Here is a 20,126-nt window from a genome sequence, read left to right as displayed (position 1 = left end):
GAAAATGTACATATTTATTCAAGCGTTAATGTACATATTTAAGTTAGCATTTATAGCCATTTCAAAAAAACACCATTATTTCCAACTGTCTTAGAACCTTACCTATATTCATTTACTATATTATTTTTAGCCTTTTTTCTTGCTCTCTTTCTATCATCTAGCATGGCATTTTTTTATTTTTTAGCAAAAGATTATATAAAAAAATGGATAAACCGAATTGTGTTCATATTAGAAGCTGTCCCTGATATGATGATGATGATTTGTTTGCAAATATTCTTCATATGGGTACTTCAAAAATTCGGGGAATCTCCTGTCACTATTATTTCTTTTAATGAAAATCGAGCTTATTTACTCCCTATTTTATCATTAGCTGTCTTACCTACATTACAAATGTTTCGGATGATGGTGTTATACATAAAAGAAGAAGAAGGAAAACATTACGTAGAGGTTGCATATGGAAAAGGCCTTTCATCAAGTTATATACTCTGCATTCATTTATTCAAAAATATATCTATCCACTTCTTTCACCATTTAAAAACGATTTTTGTTTTCTTACTTTCTAATTTATTCATTTTAGAATTTGTTTTTAATATGGAAGGCATTATTCAATTTCTATTTAATAAGGCGTTTGTTTCACCTCCCGCTGCATTTATCATACTTGTTATGATTATTTTACCGTTTTATGCCATTTTCCAAATAGTCTCATTCATGATGAATAGATGGAAAAAGCAATTGAAAGGAGTATCATTATGAAATCTATTTGGAAATCAAAACGCTTTTTAATCGGCTTTACTTATCTATTCATACTTATTTCAGCTAGTTTTATTTATAGTTGGTTCTTTAAAGATAACATCCCAAAACCTCCTCAGTTACTTTACAATGACAATAACGAATTACTTGGAAAGGCCCCCTTTCCGCCATCGTTAATTCCACCTTTTGGATCTGATCGTTTTGGAGAGTCTGTTTTCTTACAAATTGTAGAAGGAGCAAAATTCACTATTTTATTAGCCGTAGCAATTAGCTTCTTTCGAATTTTATGCGGAACATGTATAGGAATCCTCTTAAGTTTATATGCTCCAAAACTCAAGAGATTTTTCCAGTCATGCTCAGAAGTTTTTTATTATATTCCAACTCTATTTATCGCATTCATACTCATCACGCCCGTTAATATTATAATCACATCAAATGCTGATGGGGTAGATCCAAATATTTCATTTACGTTTTATCAAGTACTCGTACTTATTTTCGTCGCTCTGCCTACACTTTCTTTATACATATCCTCAGAGGTTGATGAATTTATGAAACAAGATTACATCTTAAGTTCACAATTACTGGGGGCTAGTCGTTTTCATATTATTAAAAAACACTTACGAGTCTTATTACTTGACCGCTTATTTGTATTATTTATGGAACATATCGTCCAAACACTCATACTCGTTATCCATTTAGCGTTGCTTAACATTGTAATTGGCGGCATACAAATGCGTGAACTCTATGACGGAGTGCTCAAACCTGTTTCTCTATCTAATGATTGGGCAGGTCTTATTGGATTAAATCGTAATGAAATGAATCTTTCATGGTGGATTATTTTTTATACTCTCGCTTCATTCTTTATTACGATTCTATTTATTAAGCTTATGACCATCGGGATTCAAGATGCACTGAAAGCAAGAGATTCGCAAATTGTAGCAATTCAAAACGTTCCAGATCATAAAAAATTTGTTAAACATAAAGATTCCTTTTCGTTTGCAAATAAAGTAAACCTTTAATCATTTCTCATTAATCAAGTATTAATTGGCATCGATATTAGTAGAAAATAAAGAAGATGATCCCTATTAAATACAGGGATCATCTTCTTATGCTGTCTAACTTTTTTACATGTCCTTTGCTAGACTCATGCTTTTTATATTTAAAGTGAATTATTTGCAATCACAATTATGTTTTTTAAAATCAATTACCATACGCCCTTGAATTCTACCTTGTTCCATTTCTTCGAATACATTTTGTACTTTATCTAGCGAACAAGTTTGAACAACCGGCACTACTTTTCCTTCTGCCCCAAACATAAACGCCTCTTCCAAATCTTTACGAGTACCCACTAGAGAACCAACTACTTCAATTCCATCCAGTACAAGTCGCGGGATGTTTAAGTCCATTGTTTCTACTGGTAGCCCTACTGCAACTACTTTACCGCAAGCACGTACTGCATCAACTGCTGAGTTAAAGGCTACTTTAGAGACTGCTGTTACTACCGCAGCATAAGCGCCACCAAGCTCCTCTTGAACAATTTTATCAGCAGGACCTTGAGATATTGGATTGATAGTCATATCAGCACCAACTTCTTTCGCTAAGGCTAATTTGTCGTCATTAATGTCTACTGCGATTACCTTTGCACCAAATACATTTTTAGCATATTGGATAGCTAAGTTACCTAATCCACCGCAGCCATAGATTACAATAGGTTGACCAGGTTTAATATCTGATACTTTAATAGCTTTATATGTAGTTACACCAGCACATGTAATTGATGATGCTTGAGCAGGATCTAATCCTTCTGGTACTTTTACCGCATAATCAGCTGTAACGATACATTGTTCAGCCATACCACCATCTACTGAATAACCTGCGTTTTTAACTTCACGGCAAAATGTTTCTCTACCAGTTACGCAATATTCACAACGTCCACAAGATTGGAACATCCATGCAATACTTACACGGTCACCTATCTTTAGCGAATTAACATCATCAGCTATTTTCGTAACAATACCTACACCCTCATGACCAAGAATACGGCCATCAGTGTTACCAAAATCATGATTCGCAACGTGTAAATCAGTGTGGCAAACTCCACAATACTCTACATCTACTAACGCTTCGCCTGAGCGTAACGGACGTAATTCTTTTTCAATCACTTCGATGTTTGCTTTGCTGTTTTTATTAACCACTACTGCTTTCATATGTGATCTCCCCTTTAGTGTTTTAGCGTTTTAATGAGTTTATCTCACAACTACTTTCCTCACTACTTTGGCTAGTTATTGTACCAAATTTAAGTGTTCAATCATCATTACATCTTCATCATAACATGACACTTCATAAACAGATTGTGAAATTATGAACAATATTTGAATTATTACACAAATCGGTCTTTATTTTAAATTTTTAAAAATGAGAGTTTACCACTGACTATAAGTAAGTCATACATTTCTAAAAGAAAATAAAGTAACAAACTTCTCATCGATAAAAAAGCTCTTCACTCAATATTTTCTATATTTAAACACTTAGTTTCACAGTAATAGCCTTTACCGCCAACATAAACTTTTTCTATTTTATTTTTGCTATTGGTTGCTAATTTAACTAATATTTCAGAAGGCAAGTGTAATGAATAACCTTGTTCAAATACATAGACTTCTTTTTGCAAGTAGTGCTGTTCATAAAGGTAGCAAGCTAATGCACCGTTTGAAGTTCCAGTCGCTGCTTCTTCATTAATGTCGTATAGTGGAGCAAAATTTCTGCATATAATTCGATTGTCATTAAAAGTATATAGATGTATCCCGACAACATTATAATACTTGCTGATTTCTTTAATTTTTTCAAAATTAGGTTGTAGCGCATGTAATTGTGTTTCGCTTTTTATAGGAATTAAAATATCTTTTAAGCCCGTGGAGACAATTTGAATTGGGTAATTATTGTCTATATCTTTAATGTCAAAACAGTCGATGAACTCGTTTGGAGATACAACATCATAGAATATCGGTTTGTTTTGTTCCATGAATATGATGTCATCTTTTATAGTAATAGTAAGAACACCGCTGTTCGTTTCAATCGTATAGCGATTCTTGAAATTTTTATTTAAATGCATCAGTATCGTGAAAGATCCGATTGTGGCATGACCACATAAATCAACTTCTTCTTTTGGTGTAAAATACTCAAATTTATAATCAGCAATTTCAGATTCTGATATAAATGCGGTTTCCGCATAGCCCAGTTGTTTGGCTATTTCCATTTTTTGAGTAGTGGTCAATGTATTCTCAATAAATACCACTCCCGCTTTATTTCCGCCTTTATGATCCTTGCTAAATGCACTTGCAACATAAACAGATATTTTCATAAGACACCTTCCTCGCCTATAGTAAATTCCAATATAATAATCACTATATATAAATATAATTGGATAAATTATCAATAAAACAAGAGACAAACTATTTTTTTTAGCATTTGAACTCTCCAAAAATAGTTTGTCTACAGTCTGAAAGCACTTCATTTGAAGAGCTTTTTTTATATTCGCTTCATCGAAATCGTTTCACGTATACTTTGTAAATTTTTTAGCGTTTCCTCTTGTCGCTGCAACGACAACCCTACATACAAAGTATCTAATAAGCTTAACTGTGCTAATCGTGATGAACTTGCTTCTGTGCGGAACTCAGTCTCACGTGTTGATGTATATAACGTAATATCAGCAAGTTGACTTAATGCTGATTTCTTATAGCTCGTAATCGCAATAATTTTGGCCCCTCTTGCTTTCGCTACTTCTAACGCTTCAAGTAATCCTTTATTGCTACCAGAATGAGAAATGCCAATAACAACTGAATTTTCCGAGAGTAAACCTGCTCCCATAATTTGAAAATGCGAATCAGTATGAGCGATACAAGAAATACCCGTTCTCATAAACTTATGATACGCATCCATCGCAATAATACCAGAGCCACCATTTCCATAAAACTCAATTCGACTTGCTTCTTGCAAAGCTCGTACAGCCTGCTCAAGTGCTGTTTCATTTAGCAAATGTAAAGTATCTTGCAGTCCTGTAATATGCGAATGAAAAACTTTTTTAGCAACAGTTACCATACTATCTTCTGCTGATACCTCTTCATGAATATTTTGCATCGGTGTATGTACAATTTCACGAGCTAATGTAATCTTTAAATCTTGAAAACCTTGCAAACCAAGGTGTTTACATAAGCGGAATATCGTCGCTTCGGAACTACTCGTAACTTCAGCTAATTCTGTAATAGATTTATGTACAACATCTTGTGGATGTTTCAAAATATGTTCGGCAATACTTCGCAATTTCGGTGATAAACCATTTAACGAAGCCTGAATCTTTCCAATCCCACTCCTTGTACCAGGCATAGCATATCCTCCTCTTCTATCGTAGCTTTATCCTGTAAAAACCGATTAGTTTAACTTTATTGTACCTAATTATTGAAAGAAGAAAAACCTATATTAGGGATTACTATAAATTTTAATTGCTCCTATGTATTCTGTCATACGATATAACAGAATTATTCATGCTTATGAATAATCCTCCCCATGTTTCACTGCGTATAATGCGGCTTGCGTACGATCATCCACTTCCAATTTAGCTAAAACGTTTGAAACGTGTGTTTTCACAGTTTGTTCTGTAATATGAAGTTCTGCTGCAATCTCCTTGTTGCTTCTTCCTTTCGCAATTTCGCGAAGTACCTCTTGCTCTCTTTTCGTTAACATTGAAAAAGGATTTTCTATTTCCTTCTTTACTGCGGTACGCCCCATTAATGCAGGTGTTACTTTCGGGTGAAAATTCGCATTTCCTTGATGTACTGCAATAATAGAAGCGACAAGTTGCTCAGGTTGTACTTCTTTTAATTGATAACCATCTGCTCCAGCTTCAAGTGCTGGTATAACATAATCTTGCTCTGAAAAACTACTTAATATAAGTACCTTTATCGTCTCATCGTATTGCTTTAGACGTTTTGTTGCCTCAATTCCATCCATTTTCGGCATCGATACATCCATTAGTACGACATCCGGTCTTTCTTTTTGCACGAAATGTAATGCCTCTTCGCCATTTTCCGCTTCCCCAATAATTTCAAATTCTTCTCTCGTTTTCAAAAAGAATACAAGTCCTCTTCGAACGATATGATGATCCTCAACTAGTAGCAATTTAATCTTCAATCTTATTCTCCCCTTCAAATCGGCAATTGAATTTCTATTTTTGTACCCCTTCTCAGCTCTGTTATAATTTGAAACGACCCCTTCATTAACTGAATACGTTCCTTCATACTTTTCAGGCCAAGTGCTGACTCCCTTACTTGCTCTTGTATAAATCCTATTCCATTATCTTCTATGTAAAAATGTAACTGGTTATTTTCTATTTTCAAAAGAACATGTACCTTTTCACACGAAGCATGCTTTTTACAATTATGTAGCGCCTCTTGGCTAATACGCCATAAAACTTCTTCTATTTCATCCCCAATTGAAACCATCCCATCAATTCGAACTTCCACTTGAACTCCTAATAACTTCCCGTAATTTTGAATTGCTTCTGCTAACCCTTTCTCTAATCCTTCAGGTCTTAATTGCCAAATTAATAGAGTCATCTCTTGTAATGCTTCTTGTGATAATTCTCCAATATAACTTAACATCTCTTGCAATTCTCTATCTTGCGTCATATTCAAAGTACCTTTCGCTGTTAGCATAATAGAAAATAACAATTGTTTTACTGAATCATGTAAATCACGTGCAAGTCGATTTCTTTCCGCTACCACTACATATTTACGTTCTTTCTCAACTAACTGAATACGTTGTATTGTTGTTCCAATTTGAAATGCAATTGATTCTAATAATGCTAACTCTTCCTCTGAAAAATGAGTCTTATGAGGCGCAGCCACATTTAGTAGACCAAATTTTTCTGATCCAGACCTAAGCGGAATTGTCGCATGATGTGTAACATCTTCTGTCTCTCCCCAATTACATTCAATTGCATCTTCTATTCGCTTACATTCAATAATATTAGTCGCTTTTTCTAATCTCCCATTCACAAAACGTTCTACACACCAACAGTTTCCTTCACACATCGGCTTCTTCTCTTGCCACGTAAGAGCCTCTGGTAAATTTTCGTCTACAAGCATGCTATGCTTTCCACTTTCATCAATAAAGAATATCCACCCTGTTTGTAAATTCATTACTTGTAACAATGTATGCAACACTTTTTCTAACATATCCTGTAAGTTTGTTGCTTCATTTAATAATTCAGCAATTTCTTTTAATGCTTCTAAACGATGCATCTCTTTTTCTTCAAAGTTCATTCTCATCACCAACTACAATTATAACATTAAGAAATTTCTAAATTCTATAAATAAAAAAAGAACCGAATCCCTTCAGCCCTTTCTTTATATCAATCATTTTATTATTGTTATTCTATCCAATGTTGGAATCAGAATTTTTGTTAACAAACGATTCTACTTTAGCTTTCCGATAAAGATTGTCCACCATGGATATGCTGTAAACCTTCAGTAGTAACAACCATATTCGCTGCTGGCATTTGCACTTGATTCTTATGAAACATAGACATTAATTCAAATCTTACTTGTCTAGAAGTTTCAAAATAATCTTCTGGCTTTATTAAACCTGTAATACAAAATTCATAGCCAACATATTTCAAGTTAGGATTTAAGTCTGTAACACCGACGTATTTAAATGGTTCAACAGCGTCATCCTCTACTCTATAAAGAGTTTGATTCAATTTTTCATTGCATATAACACATACTTCTTCTAACAATTCCTTCACTCTTGTTGGATCTTCCTGATAACTTACCGTGATGCGTTCAATTACACGCATCCATCCTTTATTAAAATTTTGTATCGTTCTAATCTCTCCGTGCGGGATGGTAAGTAGTTTTCCTGACCATTCACGTATTTGCATAAAACGAATACTAATCTCTTCAATAGTTCCTGAATTTGTTCCGTTAAAAGTTACAAAATCACCAACTCGGAACTCTTTGTCCGCTAATCTTGCAAAGCCTAATATAACATCTTTTAGCATCTGTTGTGCTGCAAAACCGATGACAACTCCAGCTATCCCTGCACCTGCAATAATACTTTTTATATCTACAAATTGGCTAATTAAATATATGATAAGACTGATGATAATGATATATCTAAAAATAGATCGAATTACACTTTGAATCGTCTGCTCTACCTCTTCATCAAAAAAGCTTGATTTCCTAAAAAACCAATCAATAATACGATTTATTACAAATGAAATAATGATTAAAACTAAAGCAAATAGTAAAAATCTTAAAAGTAAAAACTCCCTTACATAATTAAAAAATTCTTCAGTATACGTTAATAAGCTCATTCATCCACTTCCTTAACTAATAAAAATTCTATACAAAGCTGCTATATTTTTAAAATTCATTAGACATTCTTCTATAAATATACCCTTTTTCATAACCTAAAGGGAGCTGACAATTGAATTTTTTTATGACTTTACTTTAAGACTACACTACCCATCCAAATAAAAGGAAAACATTTACATAATATCGAATAGTTCATTTGAAAATATTATTACTCACGGAGGTTGCAAGCAATGGGATATATTGAAGAACTAAGAGACGTTGTTGGATCAAGACCGCTTAATTTAGCAGGCGTTGCGGTAGCTGTTTTCAATGAACAAGGACAAATACTACTACAACAAAGGCGAAATGGCATGTGGGGCGTTCCAGGAGGTTTTGTAGAACTTGGTGAATCTATAGAAGCAGCTGGAAAACGAGAAGTACTTGAAGAAACCGGAATCGAAATTGGTACACTTCAGCTAGCAACTGTATTTTCAGGTAAAGAATGTTTTGTGAAATTACCGAACGGAGATGAATTTTACCCTATAACAATTGCTTACCTTTGCAAAGATATTACAGGTGGCTTGCTAAAAGCTGATGGAGTCGAATCATTACATGTACAATTTTTTAATTTAAATGAGCTACCACAAAATATTAGCCCATTCATAAAAAAATTAATTGAACAAAATGTCGTCTCAGTTTAAACGCAAAAAAGAGACCTTTTTAAAGGCCTCTTTTTCATTTCACTTCTGCATGTAAACAAGATTTAAAATGTCCAAGTGCAAATTCATGCCCTTGCGCATTAAAAGATGCAACTGCCTTTTCATAAACAACAATTTTAAATCCTTTATTATAAGCGTCTACTGCTGTGTGAAGAACACAAATATCAGTACAAACACCTACAAGATGAACTTCTTCTATTCCTCTTTCTCTTAACTTCATTTCTAAGTCGGTTCCTGCAAATGCACTATATCGTGTTTTATCCATGTAATATACATTTTCAGCATTTTTATATGTTTCGTATACATCTTGTAATTCCCCAAACAAATCTCTTCCACTTGTACCAGCTATATTATGGGGTGGGAATAATTTTGATTCTGGATGATATACATCATTTTTTTCATGTTTATCAATCGCAAAGACAACGTAATCTCCATTTTCAATATATTGCGTCGTTATATGTACAATTTCCTTCTCAATTTCTTGACCTGGTTTTCCGCAAGTTAAAGCACCTTTTTCCGCTACAAAATCATATGTATAATCAATATTAATAAGAGCTCGTTTCATAACTACTATCTCTCCTTCTTCTGTTTCACAGTAAACAATAGAAAATTTGTTATTACGACATCGTATGTACTATTCGACATTTCAAATGAAATACCTACATTTTTCTTGTAAAACTCACCTTAATTCGAGTTTATCATAAAGTGAAACTTTAATCATTGGAGAGTTTGTTCATCTCCAATGATTATTAGTTAAACCAATCGGACAGTTGATCTCCCACCTAATCTCCTCACATATACCGATTTTTAAGGCGAGGTCTTACTGCCCATTAATGCGGGATATAATAGATACACAATGGTAAAACAACTAGCTCCTATTACTAAGTCATGAATTTGGTAATTAAACGTAATTTGAATCACCTCTTGTATCGTAAACCAAATTACTGCCATCATTATACTAATCAAGACGATACGAATACACCGATTCACATCTTCAACCTCTTTCTCTGTCATAGTAGTAGCAAGTGATTTCTTCCTATTTAATCGTATTAGAAAACGAAACAAGTTATTCACTCTTGCACACTCTAGTCCAAATAAAAAAGCACACTACTTTTTTGAGTAATGTACTTTTTATTCTTATTAAGACGCAGGTTTTGTCTCAAATGTTGCTTGATTAAAACTAATAACCTTTCCTTTCGGGTCATTGTTTTCATACTGAACTGCAGTAATCGTATGACTACCTGTTTCAAGCGTCTTTTCTTTTAATTGTACTGTTGTCTGCGTTGTACTAGTTACTTGATGTCTATCTGTATACATTTGATCTACAAATATGAAGGTTTCTTTATCACTTTGAAAATTAGAAAGTTCTAATTCAACTTGCTGAATTAAAGTATCCTTTTTAATGAATACAGTCGGTATATTGCCATTTTCAGAAGTACCATCTGGAGTAATAACTTTTACTTTCCCTTCTCCAATTGACATTGCACCTTCAGGAAATACAACCATATTCTCATCACTTGCGTTTACAACTTGTTCTTCCTGTTTTGATTGCGCGTCCTCTTTTTCCTGTGGAGCACCGCAACCTACTAATAACAATACAGACAATCCAGTGATTATGAATTTTTTCAAAATTCATCCCCCCTGTCATTTGATTATAATTTATTATACAAAAATAACTTTTAAATTTTAAGACAACTTTTAAAACTTTTATGAACATATAGAAGCTTGCTCACGATTAATGTATCATACTTTCCTTAATAGAACATTAATTTTTTTTATGAAATAAATAGTAATTCCTTCTTATTTATCATTTTAGCCCAACAAATCGATATAATACCCGCTCAAAAATAAAAAGACATTGATATGTCCAATGTCTTTTCTATGTAGCACTTTAAAAAACAAATGTTGTGATTTCTTCTACTTCTTTTCTTGGAAGTTTTTTTGGCTTATCTTTCGGAAATCCTAGTGAAATAACCATATTTATTTGTTTTTCAGGCTCAATTTGTAAATATTGGCGCAGTTCATCTTGAGCTAGCAATACTGGCCCTGTCATTGGACAAGTACCAAGTCCCTTTGCATGTGCAGCTAACATTAAGTTTTGTGCCGCTAAACAGCTACTCTTAATCCCTTCTTCTTCCCAAACTGAATCTGGAACAAAAGCAATTGGATCAAATATCTTTTCACGGAACTTTGATTCATATGGTGTTGCCAAACATACGATTAATACTGGTGCCTCCGAGAAAGCTGTTGCATATGGTCCGAAAGAACGTGTAAGTAATTTCCCTGCTTTCTCTTCTCCATTTTCTGCTGCTTTTGCCGCAAGTTTATGTAATGCATCCCATGTCATTTGTTCAATTTCTTTAATCTTCTCTCGATTCATGATAACTAAGAATTCCCACGTTTGTGAATTCGTATCACTCGGTGCGTAACGCGCACAATCAATTATTTCTTTTATATCATTAGTAGATACTTCTTGATCTTTAAACTTTCTAACACTTCGTCTTCCGTGAATTACTTCTTTAAAATCTTCATAATTCATATATTAAATCCCCTTTTTACAGCGTTTTCAAAACTTGTCCTATGCTTGAATTATATCATGAAAAAAAGCCGGAAGAATACCAGCTTTTTTCTTCATGATTAATTTGTCACTTTAAACAAACGAATACTCTCTTCATATGCAGCTTGTAATTTTTTCGTAATTGGTCCTCTTTCACCAGCTCCAAACTGTTCATCACCAATTTGAACGACTGGGAATATTTCAAGTGGCGTCGCTGTAAAGAAGCACTCATCAGCTTCATATACTTCTTGTAACGAAAACTCTCGTTCTTCTACTTCGATATGTAACTCTTTCGCTAATGTAATCACGTAGTGACGTGTAATACCATGTAAAATGAAATGATCCGCTGGATGTGTAATTAACTTATTATTTTTCACAATAAAGAAATTGGAATGACACCCTTCAGTCACAATGCCATCCCGTACTAATATTGCTTCTTGATATCCTTGTTCATTTATTTTGTTTTTGATCATAATATTAGGAAGCAAATTTAAAGATTTTATATGGCAAAACTTCCACCTGATGTCCTCTTCTACTGTTACCTTAATCCCTGCCTCCATTGAAGCAACTGGTCTTGGGAACGAAACAAGATTTGCAAAATATGTCGGTTGTAAATCTGATTCATATACATGATTGCGCGGTTGTGCACCTCTTGATATTTGTAAATATACATTCCCATCTTCTTGAAATTGATTTTTTTCAATCATTTGATATAACTCTTCTACTAATTCTTCCTTCGTAAATGGTGGAATTAGTTTTATTTCTGCCATAGAGTTAAAGAATCGTTCTAAATGTAAATCTAATAAATGAGGCTTGCCATCGTATAGTCTAAATACTTCATAAATACCATCACCAAATTGGAAACCGCGCTCTTCTAATGCGACCATCGGCTGTTCTTCCTTCGTATTAATCATTCTCCCATTAAACAAGATCCAATCTTTATGAGTAGCTTTCATTCTTCCCCACTCCTTTATCACATGATTGATTTTATTGTACAACTTATGTCACCCCGAAAGAAGGAATTTTCTGTATTTTCACAAACAAAAAATACATCACTTCGTAAAAGTGATGTATTTTATCATTTATTTAAGGAAATATTTTTCAATATCATCTAACATAAGGTTCGCAGCTTTAATACCGCCTGCTGTATTCCAGATTACCTCATCTACTTGGAATACTTTATTATTTTTAGAAGCCTGTAGTTGCTTAAAGAGTGGATCTTCTGTCCATTCCTTTGCTAACGAATTTCCTTCATTATTCTTATCTGCATCTTTATCAGACGTGAAATAGAATAAGTAGTCTCCGTCCATATTTGGAATTTGCTCTTTTGTAATTCCTTTTATCGCAAAATCATCTTTATCTTGTAATGGTGGTCGTTTAAACCCAATATCATTTAACACAACTCCCGAGAATGAGTTTTTTTGATAAATACGAACATCACCTGGCACGAAACGAATAATAGAAACTTTAGAATTCAATTTATCGCCTAACTTCTCTTTCATTCCTTCAATACGTTTTTTATAATCATCAAGAGCTTTTTGCCCTTCTTTTTCTCTATTTACAGCTTTTGTATAAAGCGTAAAGTTTTCTTTCCAATCACCGCGTAATGTTTCTGCATAAACAGTTGGTGCGATTTCTTTTAGCTGATCATATATTTTTTCGTGACGCATTTTATTTCCGATAATTAAATCTGGCTTAAGCTTCATTACAGCCTCTAAATTAATATCACGTTCAGTTCCTACAACTTCCGTATTTTTTAACTCTTTCGCTACATGAGGATACCATTCATCACCAGCACGTGGTTTTGTAGTCCCCACTGGAGTTACGCCCACAGCTAGAAGAGCCTCTGCACCTTCATTCGTTAAAACAACAACTTTTTTAGGTGTACCATTTACTGTCGTTTCGCCCATTGCATGCTTTACCGTATATGAATCTTTTGCTTTCGCTGATATATCATTTTCCTTTTTCACTTCTTTACTACATCCTGCAATTACAACCATGAGTATCATAATGCAGAACATAATTAGTTTTTTAGTATGTATCATATGTCCTCCCTAGATGAAATCGATTATCATTAACAATTAAAGATTAATGTATCCTACATACATTGTCAATGTATATCAGAAAACTTTTTTAATATATACTATTTAGATTCTATCCGCTTTTCTAATGTTTCTTTTTAAAACTTAGTGCATAAGTATGAAAATAAATGTTGTTATTAAAATGCGTATCTTTGTTATACATAACAAAGATACGCATCCATATTGCATTATCATTTTAATTGCTAATATTGAGTATACTTAATATACGATGGATCATTATATACCCACTGATTTCCACCAAGGTTTAACCAACCATTTTCATTTATATATACTAAATAAGATTCTGGAGAATTTAATTGGCGGATAACTGCAGATGTAGTTGATGGACCACTTCTTAAATTTACATTCATCCCTTGTATATATGCAACCCCAATCGGACTTCCATCACTATTACTTGTCTTTACAAAATTAATGTAAGAAGGATCATTATACACCCATTGTCCATTCCCCAAATCTAACCATCCGTTACTTTCCTGATATACAACGTAAGATTCTGGAGAATTTAATTGACGAATAACTGAGGAAGAAGTTGATGGACCATTTCTTAAATTTACATTTTTCCCAAGGATATAAGCGATTCCCTTCGTTTGAGGTGTCGGTTGTGGGTTAGGAGGTTGTGGATTTGGAGCTACTCCAAAAATAGCCGCTATTCCATTCGCATACGCTTGACTTAGATCTTCAATAAATTGTGGATTTTTTAATAAATTTGCATCAAACGTTGTATCAATAAAGGCAGTCTCAGTTAAAATTGCATCCATTGCGGTTTCTCTTAATACCGCATAATTTTCTTTTTTTGCTCCTCGATCACGAAGACCGTATTTTGTTAATACAGGATTTACTGCTGTATGCATCTTTTGTTGCTTTGCATATGCAGTGCTGCTGTTGGATAACGCATTATAAATATAGCTTTCAAAACCTGTACCCCCGCCGCTATTAATATGAAATGAAATAAAATAATCCGCACCAAAAGCATTGGCAATATTAGCACGTTCCGATAAAGAAATAAACACATCACTATCACGTGTCATTTTAATTGTAATTGGGTAATTTACCGTTAAAATGTCTCGAACGCGTCTAGCAATTTGAAGTGTTAAGTTTTTTTCTACTAAACCATTACCAACAGCACCAGAATCATATCCACCGTGCCCTGCGTCTATAACAAGTTTCATTTTATTGCCCCGCCCCTTTCTTGTAATATGTTTGCATTGCTACTCGTCCTATTTTATGTGAAATGTACAAGTTCTGTTACAATTACAAATAAAAAAAACGCCTTATGTAAGGCGTTTTCTATCATCTTGCTTTAACCAATTTAAAATAAATATATACGATTGATAGTGAACATAACGTATGCAAAATAAAATAAATAAAAGTGTTATTCCAGCACCACTATAAAGTAAACCGAACTTAAAAAAAACATTCACAAGTGGTGGAAAGTTCATTAGATTTTGTAATGTACTAAGCATACAAAACATAATGAAAAAGACAGGGACGTATTGTAATTCATACGGCTTTTTTTTCTTACTCATTCTTTTCCGAATGAGTATATGACATAATTCTGCTACTATAAAGCACCCTCCAATTAATACAAGACCAGAAGTCATCGTCATACATCCACCTGCCTTATATTTATTTTATCTCATAAATAATCATCGTTATATTTTCTTTACATACTCTTCATCTTCTGAAGTAAAACCAAAACTCTCTATGAAAGACTTCGCCTTTTCTGTTAATTCCTCTTGTAGCACTTTTATTTCTTTCACATTTCTTTGTTTCATCATTTCTTCAAATGTAAAATACGTATTTGCACCATAACCGTAACCTTGGTAATCAAAATGAATAATTAGCTGTGATAAAACAGCTCGTTCCTCTTGAACACTATAATCTATTACACCAATATATGTATCATCAACTTTCACACAGTACTGTACCTTTTTCTCACCTAAACTATGCGATTTAAACATTTCTTTAACAACGCTTTCATTTTCTACGGTAACTTTCTCAAACGTAATCATATGTTGTCCATCCTTTTACTATTATTGTATCAATAATACTTCCTATTTATGAAAAAAACCTTAAGACCGTATGCGATCTTAAGGTTTTTCTAATTAAACTAAGCTATACGCACGTTTTGTTTCTTCATGGAACTTATTCGTATCGTATTTATGCTCAACATAAATTTGGTGCCATACCATAAACGCAAGGACAGTCCAAATTTTACGGCTATAATCGCCTTTATCTGCACAATGTGCTTCCAGTAAGTTTAATACATACTGCTTGTCGATTAAATGCTCTGTTTTACTCTCGTTTATAATATTGATAGCCCAATCATGCATTTCGTCTTTTAACCAGTGACGAATTGGTACTGGGAATCCAAGTTTTTTACGATCTAATACGTGATCTGGAACGATTCCGCGTGCTGCTTCACGTAAAATAGCTTTCGTAGTTCCGTTAGCAATCTTAAATTCAGTTGGAATTTTAGATGCAACATCGAATACTTCTTTATCTAAGAACGGTACACGAAGTTCTAATGAGTTTGCCATTGTCATTTTATCAGCTTTTAATAAAATGTCACCACGTAACCATGTGAACATGTCAATGTACTGCATTTTGCTTACATCATCATAATCTTTAATCTCGTTATACAATGGTTTCGTGATATCCATATAGTTAACACTTTCATTGTAATACTTCATTAATTCAACTTTTTCTTCTTCACGGAAGATTTTCGCGTTTCCATAGTAACGCTCTTCAATTGGCGTACATCCACGCTCTAGGAAGCTCTTACCTTTAAATCCTTCTTTAAGAGCACCACTTAATGCTTTTAGAACGCTCTTACCTGGGCTAGGAATGTAAGAGAACATTTTTAGTGAGTTTGGCTCACGATAAATGTTATAACCACCAAATAACTCGTCTGCACCTTCACCTGAAAGAACAACTGTTACATGCTTACGTGCTTCTTTTGCAACGAAGTACAATGGTACAGCTGCTGGATCTGCTAAAGGATCATCCATATGCCAAATGATTTTTGGGAACTCATCCATAAACTCTTTCGCTGAAATGAATACGTTATGGTTTTTAACGCCTAATTTCTCAGCAGTTTCTTTGGCAACATCAACTTCACTGAAACCACGTTGTTCAAAACCAATAGAGAATGTTAAAAGATTTGGATTCATTTCTCTTGCGATAGAAGCGATAATAGATGAATCGATACCACCAGATAAGAATGAACCTACTGGTACATCACTGCGCATATGCACTTTTACTGAATCGTATAACACATCACGAATTGCTTGGATATGCTCCTCTTTCGTTGCGCTTGAAGCATTGAAATAAGGTTTCCAGTAGCGATGGATCTCCATCTCTTTACCGATTTCTTTTACGAAATAATGACCAGGCTCAATTTTATTAACATCAATTGTTAATGTTTCTGGCTCTGGACCATATTGGTACGTAAAGTAATGTTGTAGTGACGTTGGATTAACTCCTTTATCTTCCATCACATGCATAATACTTTTCTTCTCAGATGCGAAGAATGTAGTATCACCTTGTTGTGCGACGTATAAAGGTTTAATACCGAAGTGGTCACGTGCACCGAAAAGTTTCTTCTCTTCACGATCCCAAATCATAAATGCAAACATACCACGAAGATAGTCTACACATTTTTCTTTCATATGTGCATACAATGCAATGATAACTTCTGTATCAGATTGTGTTGCAAACGTTGCACCTTTTTCAAGTAACATTTCACGTAATTCTACATAGTTGTAAATTTCACCATTAAAAATAATTACATATCGATCATTTTCATAAGTTAGCGGCTGATGTCCTGCCTCTAAGTCAATGATACTTAAACGGCGGAAGCCAAATTGTACATGTTCATCACGAAAATATCCTTCGTCATCTGGACCACGGTGGAAAATCATCGTGTTCATATTTTCAAATTGATGTTTTTCTGTTTCTGAAAACTCTCTAGGGTTTTCACATAAACATCCTACAAAACCACACATACTTCTTACCCTCTTTCGGTTTTCATTCTGTTTCTATACTACTATATCAACCCTATTTATACTAGCATAATCAACTGAATATGGCGACCAAAAACTATAAAAAAATCACTCCATTTCACATTTTTAACAATTTTTTATGAAAACATGAAAACTAGGCACTCACCTTTCTCCGCTTTTGTCATATGATATTGCAAATTGATTTCTAGGAGGGAATACCATGAGTGAAGAAAAAAAAGATTCTTCTCGCCCACCGGTTCGTAATTACTTAAAGCAAATTGATGATTTCTTCGAGCAAACACCTCTTCGCAATGTAATCGCTGATTTAAATCATTTTTTCCAAAAAGGAAACCGTTTATTAACATTCCCTGTAGATTTATATGAAGTTGGTGAAGAACTCGTTGTTACAGCTGAACTACCAGGTATACAAAAAGAGCAAATTCAAATTGAAATACAAAGTGAATACTTAAAAGTCTCTGTAAAAGAAGAGATACTCGAAGAAGAAGAAGAAACATCCCATAACTATTATCGCCGGGAACGTTCCATTTCAGAAGCATCAAGATTGATTAAGTTGCCGTATTCAATTAATAAAAAAGCAGCAAAAGCTTCTTATCAAAACGGCGTATTAGAAATTCGGGCGCCGAAACTTCCCCAACAACATGACATTTTATCCATAGACTAATGCAAAAAAAATAAGGGTGCATAGCACCCTTATTTTTAATCCACTAATCGCTTCATATCACGTATAATGTCTTCATATGGCGTATTACTAATTCCACTATACTTTTTCATTACTTTTCCGTTTTGATCAATTAAATAAAATGATGTACCATGCATGACCTGACCATTCTCCGGCTTATCTACAAGTGATTGGAAATTATCTTTTGAAAACTTCGTAATATCTTCTAACGAATATCCCGTTAATAAATTCCAGTTACTAGTATCCTCTGTAAACTTTTGAATAAAAGCTTTCAGATTTTCCGGCTTATCAAGGTCTGGATCTACACTAAATGAAACAAACTGAACGTCTATCTTCTCTTCTTTTGCCATCTTTTGCAGCTTGGCCATATTTGCAGTCATTGGTGGACAAACTGTTTGACAATTTGTGAACATAAAATCTGCAACCCAAACTTTCCCTTTTAAATCTTTTGTACCAAATTGCTTTCCATCTTGATTTGTAAATTGGAAAGTTTCTAAATCCCAATTTAATGGTTTACGAAGCTTTGAACCTGATTCACTACATCCAGCAAGTACAAAGAGACAAAATACAACCATAAGACCAATTATTTTTTGATAACGCTTCATTTATAAACCTCTTTTCTCTATCCTAAATTTAAATAGGTTATGTTTATAATAACAAAAGTTAACACTACGAGAAAATTGTTTACTACATTTGTTCACGAAATCGTACGAATTTACGTATGTTACTTCTTTATTTCAAGCGAATTACTAGACAAAATATATTTTTTTACTATTATTTCTATAAATAGAATTGATAAAACTAATTTTATTGTTACTTTTGTAAATACCTCTCCCTATTTTTTAACAATTCCTTAAACATTAATCCATGTTTTACACTGTATTCCTTAACAACATTTCGGTACAATACAAATACAACGATTGTAAATGAGGTGATGTTCATGGCAAAGCGCTATGAAAATATGGATAATGTTAGTACAAAAAAATCAATTCGCTCTTTTTTACGCTGGCGTAAAGAACGAAAGCAAAACAAAAAAGATTTTTCTTTCTTAGTAGAACAATCACCCGTTAAACAAAGTGCATTTTTGCAAAGTAATGTAAAAAAAACGACTGTCACATGGATTGGGCATTCTACTTTTCTTATCCAAACGAATGGACTTAATATATTAACAGATCCAGTATGGGCCAATAAATTAAAGCTAGTTACAAGACTTACAGAACCTGGACTCTCTATAGAAGCACTGCCTAAAATTGATATTGTCCTTATTTCACATGGTCATTATGATCATTTAGATTTTTCAACTCTTCGTCAGTTGAATGATGATGTTCTATATCTTGTACCTATCGGATTAAAAAAATTATTTACTCGTAAGAAATTTAAACATGTAGAAGAGTATAAATGGTGGGAAAGTACGATAATTAACGAAGTTTCTTTTCACTTCGTACCTGCTCAGCACTGGACGAGAAGATTCTTATTTGATATGAATACGTCTCACTGGGGCGGATGGATTATTGATAATGAAACGACTATGGAAACCATATATTTTTGTGGCGACAGTGGCTATTTCCAAGGTTTCAAAGAAATCGGTGAACGCTTTTTAATTGATATTGCTCTTATGCCCATTGGCGCTTATGAACCAGAATGGTTTATGAAAGTATCTCATGTTTCACCCGAAGAAGCTGTGCAAGCTTATTTAGATTTAAACGCTACGCATTTTATACCGATGCATTACGGAGCTTTTGCACTCGCCGATGAAACACCTCGTGAAGCAATAACTAGACTTCGAAATAATTGGAATTTGCGCATGTTACCATGGGAACAACTGCATGTACTCTTTTTAGGCCAAACTTTTATTTATAGTAACGCAACAAATGATAAGCAAGTAAATGAAAAAATTGAAACTTTACATGTGTAACGTAACGACTGATTTTCTATATCCAACATA

The 20,126-nt window shown here is 33.7% G+C and carries 22 protein-coding genes; 5 read left to right on the top strand and 17 right to left on the bottom strand.

The features are described 5' to 3' along the window. Positions 1-48: 48 nt before the first annotated feature. Positions 49-753 carry an ABC transporter permease subunit gene (locus tag CQ064_RS12350; RefSeq protein ID WP_080562025.1) on the top strand — a complete coding sequence of 235 codons (705 nt, stop codon included), beginning with the start codon at positions 49-51 and terminating at the stop codon, positions 751-753. Then, positions 750-1,769: an ABC transporter permease gene (locus tag CQ064_RS12345; protein ID WP_000836572.1), complete on the top strand. Its 1,020-nt coding sequence runs from the start codon at positions 750-752 to the stop codon at positions 1,767-1,769. Before CQ064_RS12350 ends, CQ064_RS12345 begins: the two co-directional genes overlap by 4 nt. Before the next feature lie 150 nt (positions 1,770-1,919). Here the strand turns inward: CQ064_RS12345 and adhP are convergent, their stop codons facing one another. The 6 genes from adhP to CQ064_RS12315 all read right to left on the bottom strand — a co-directional run bounded on the left by adhP (position 1,920) and on the right by CQ064_RS12315 (position 8,119). Then, positions 1,920-2,957, bottom strand: coding sequence for an alcohol dehydrogenase AdhP (gene adhP, locus CQ064_RS12340; protein WP_000649129.1), 1,038 nt, complete (start codon positions 2,955-2,957; stop codon positions 1,920-1,922). 293 nt (positions 2,958-3,250) lie between these two features. Then, positions 3,251-4,108 (bottom strand): PhzF family phenazine biosynthesis protein, encoded by an 858-nt coding sequence (locus CQ064_RS12335; RefSeq protein WP_000704319.1) that lies wholly within the window; start codon positions 4,106-4,108, stop codon positions 3,251-3,253. A gap of 167 nt (positions 4,109-4,275) precedes the next feature. Further along, the gene (locus CQ064_RS12330; protein WP_001119652.1) at positions 4,276-5,130 is read right to left on the bottom strand and encodes a MurR/RpiR family transcriptional regulator; all 855 of its coding nucleotides are present in this window, start codon (positions 5,128-5,130) and stop codon (positions 4,276-4,278) included. 162 nt (positions 5,131-5,292) lie between these two features. After that, positions 5,293-5,934, bottom strand: a complete 642-nt coding sequence (gene casR / locus CQ064_RS12325; RefSeq protein WP_000694630.1) for a two-component system response regulator CasR — start codon at positions 5,932-5,934, stop codon at positions 5,293-5,295. Positions 5,935-5,948: 14 nt separating this feature from the next. Then, entirely contained in the window at positions 5,949-7,067 is a 1,119-nt protein-coding gene (casK, locus tag CQ064_RS12320; RefSeq protein WP_001008461.1) for a two-component system sensor histidine kinase CasK, read from the bottom strand. Positions 7,068-7,225: 158 nt separating this feature from the next. Further along, the gene (locus CQ064_RS12315; RefSeq protein ID WP_000055430.1) at positions 7,226-8,119 is read right to left on the bottom strand and encodes a mechanosensitive ion channel family protein; all 894 of its coding nucleotides are present in this window, start codon (positions 8,117-8,119) and stop codon (positions 7,226-7,228) included. 231 nt (positions 8,120-8,350) lie between these two features. Here CQ064_RS12315 and CQ064_RS12310 point away from each other — a divergent pair, with 231 nt between their 5' ends. Then, positions 8,351-8,800, top strand: a complete 450-nt coding sequence (locus CQ064_RS12310; RefSeq protein WP_000540497.1) for an NUDIX hydrolase — start codon at positions 8,351-8,353, stop codon at positions 8,798-8,800. A 34-nt stretch (positions 8,801-8,834) separates the two neighbouring features. Here CQ064_RS12310 and CQ064_RS12305 read toward each other — a convergent pair whose 3' ends face one another. The 10 genes from CQ064_RS12305 to asnB all read right to left on the bottom strand — a co-directional run bounded on the left by CQ064_RS12305 (position 8,835) and on the right by asnB (position 17,484). Continuing rightward, positions 8,835-9,383: a cysteine hydrolase family protein gene (locus CQ064_RS12305; RefSeq protein WP_000816771.1), complete on the bottom strand. Its 549-nt coding sequence runs from the start codon at positions 9,381-9,383 to the stop codon at positions 8,835-8,837. 242 nt (positions 9,384-9,625) lie between these two features. Beyond that, positions 9,626-9,892: a hypothetical protein gene (locus CQ064_RS12300; RefSeq protein WP_033667345.1), complete on the bottom strand. Its 267-nt coding sequence runs from the start codon at positions 9,890-9,892 to the stop codon at positions 9,626-9,628. A gap of 66 nt (positions 9,893-9,958) precedes the next feature. Beyond that, positions 9,959-10,447: a putative periplasmic lipoprotein gene (locus CQ064_RS12295; RefSeq protein WP_000713495.1), complete on the bottom strand. Its 489-nt coding sequence runs from the start codon at positions 10,445-10,447 to the stop codon at positions 9,959-9,961. Positions 10,448-10,709: 262 nt separating this feature from the next. After that, entirely contained in the window at positions 10,710-11,357 is a 648-nt protein-coding gene (locus CQ064_RS12290) for a nitroreductase family protein (RefSeq protein WP_001105280.1), read from the bottom strand. A 98-nt stretch (positions 11,358-11,455) separates the two neighbouring features. Continuing rightward, positions 11,456-12,331 carry a D-amino-acid transaminase gene (dat, locus tag CQ064_RS12285; protein WP_000648385.1) on the bottom strand — a complete coding sequence of 292 codons (876 nt, stop codon included), beginning with the start codon at positions 12,329-12,331 and terminating at the stop codon, positions 11,456-11,458. A gap of 126 nt (positions 12,332-12,457) precedes the next feature. Continuing rightward, complete coding sequence (locus tag CQ064_RS12280) at positions 12,458-13,420, bottom strand: ABC transporter substrate-binding protein (protein WP_000581995.1); 963 nt, start codon at positions 13,418-13,420, stop codon at positions 12,458-12,460. 239 nt (positions 13,421-13,659) lie between these two features. After that, complete coding sequence (locus CQ064_RS12275; RefSeq protein WP_000779885.1) at positions 13,660-14,646, bottom strand: N-acetylmuramoyl-L-alanine amidase; 987 nt, start codon at positions 14,644-14,646, stop codon at positions 13,660-13,662. Positions 14,647-14,748: 102 nt separating this feature from the next. Then, a complete protein-coding gene (locus CQ064_RS12270; RefSeq protein ID WP_000200464.1) occupies positions 14,749-15,078 on the bottom strand; it encodes a hypothetical protein in 330 nt (109 codons plus the stop codon). A gap of 51 nt (positions 15,079-15,129) precedes the next feature. Then, the gene (locus tag CQ064_RS12265) at positions 15,130-15,489 is read right to left on the bottom strand and encodes a GNAT family N-acetyltransferase (RefSeq protein WP_000627519.1); all 360 of its coding nucleotides are present in this window, start codon (positions 15,487-15,489) and stop codon (positions 15,130-15,132) included. 93 nt (positions 15,490-15,582) lie between these two features. Then, positions 15,583-17,484, bottom strand: a complete 1,902-nt coding sequence (asnB, locus tag CQ064_RS12260; protein ID WP_000333826.1) for an asparagine synthase (glutamine-hydrolyzing) — start codon at positions 17,482-17,484, stop codon at positions 15,583-15,585. Between the two features lie 217 nt (positions 17,485-17,701). On the opposite strand from asnB, the gene CQ064_RS12255 reads away from it, so the two are divergent. Continuing rightward, on the top strand, positions 17,702-18,163 hold the full coding sequence (locus CQ064_RS12255) for an Hsp20/alpha crystallin family protein (RefSeq protein WP_001288086.1): 462 nt from the start codon (positions 17,702-17,704) through the stop codon (positions 18,161-18,163). A gap of 35 nt (positions 18,164-18,198) precedes the next feature. Here the strand turns inward: CQ064_RS12255 and CQ064_RS12250 are convergent, their stop codons facing one another. Beyond that, a complete protein-coding gene (locus CQ064_RS12250; protein ID WP_000833332.1) occupies positions 18,199-18,786 on the bottom strand; it encodes an SCO family protein in 588 nt (195 codons plus the stop codon). 335 nt (positions 18,787-19,121) lie between these two features. Between CQ064_RS12250 and CQ064_RS12245 the strand changes: the two genes are divergently transcribed. Further along, positions 19,122-20,096: an MBL fold metallo-hydrolase gene (locus tag CQ064_RS12245; protein ID WP_001129640.1), complete on the top strand. Its 975-nt coding sequence runs from the start codon at positions 19,122-19,124 to the stop codon at positions 20,094-20,096. Positions 20,097-20,126 lie beyond the last annotated feature (30 nt).

It is taken from the genome of Bacillus sp. MYb78, assembly GCF_002975115.1.
GTDB lineage: Bacteria > Bacillota > Bacilli > Bacillales > Bacillaceae_G > Bacillus_A > Bacillus_A cereus.
The sequence above is the reverse complement of the archived record's forward strand: the minus strand, read 5'-3'. Positions and strand labels throughout refer to the sequence as shown.

Excerpts from the sequence above, each read along its gene's own strand:
- CQ064_RS12345 (WP_000836572.1), top strand. The coding sequence starts at position 750 with ATGAAATCTATTTGGAAATCAAAACGCTTTTTAATCGGCTTTACTTAT.
- adhP (WP_000649129.1), bottom strand. The coding sequence starts at position 2,957 with ATGAAAGCAGTAGTGGTTAATAAAAACAGCAAAGCAAACATCGAAGTG.
- CQ064_RS12335 (WP_000704319.1), bottom strand. The coding sequence starts at position 4,108 with ATGAAAATATCTGTTTATGTTGCAAGTGCATTTAGCAAGGATCATAAA.
- CQ064_RS12330 (WP_001119652.1), bottom strand. The coding sequence starts at position 5,130 with ATGCCTGGTACAAGGAGTGGGATTGGAAAGATTCAGGCTTCGTTAAAT.
- casK (WP_001008461.1), bottom strand. The coding sequence starts at position 7,067 with ATGAACTTTGAAGAAAAAGAGATGCATCGTTTAGAAGCATTAAAAGAA.
- CQ064_RS12315 (WP_000055430.1), bottom strand. The coding sequence starts at position 8,119 with ATGAGCTTATTAACGTATACTGAAGAATTTTTTAATTATGTAAGGGAG.
- CQ064_RS12310 (WP_000540497.1), top strand. The coding sequence starts at position 8,351 with ATGGGATATATTGAAGAACTAAGAGACGTTGTTGGATCAAGACCGCTT.
- CQ064_RS12305 (WP_000816771.1), bottom strand. The coding sequence starts at position 9,383 with ATGAAACGAGCTCTTATTAATATTGATTATACATATGATTTTGTAGCG.
- CQ064_RS12290 (WP_001105280.1), bottom strand. The coding sequence starts at position 11,357 with ATGAATTATGAAGATTTTAAAGAAGTAATTCACGGAAGACGAAGTGTT.
- dat (WP_000648385.1), bottom strand. The coding sequence starts at position 12,331 with ATGAAAGCTACTCATAAAGATTGGATCTTGTTTAATGGGAGAATGATT.
- CQ064_RS12280 (WP_000581995.1), bottom strand. The coding sequence starts at position 13,420 with ATGATACATACTAAAAAACTAATTATGTTCTGCATTATGATACTCATG.
- CQ064_RS12275 (WP_000779885.1), bottom strand. The coding sequence starts at position 14,646 with ATGAAACTTGTTATAGACGCAGGGCACGGTGGATATGATTCTGGTGCT.
- CQ064_RS12270 (WP_000200464.1), bottom strand. The coding sequence starts at position 15,078 with ATGACTTCTGGTCTTGTATTAATTGGAGGGTGCTTTATAGTAGCAGAA.
- CQ064_RS12265 (WP_000627519.1), bottom strand. The coding sequence starts at position 15,489 with ATGATTACGTTTGAGAAAGTTACCGTAGAAAATGAAAGCGTTGTTAAA.
- asnB (WP_000333826.1), bottom strand. The coding sequence starts at position 17,484 with ATGTGTGGTTTTGTAGGATGTTTATGTGAAAACCCTAGAGAGTTTTCA.
- CQ064_RS12255 (WP_001288086.1), top strand. The coding sequence starts at position 17,702 with ATGAGTGAAGAAAAAAAAGATTCTTCTCGCCCACCGGTTCGTAATTAC.
- CQ064_RS12250 (WP_000833332.1), bottom strand. The coding sequence starts at position 18,786 with ATGAAGCGTTATCAAAAAATAATTGGTCTTATGGTTGTATTTTGTCTC.
- CQ064_RS12245 (WP_001129640.1), top strand. The coding sequence starts at position 19,122 with ATGGCAAAGCGCTATGAAAATATGGATAATGTTAGTACAAAAAAATCA.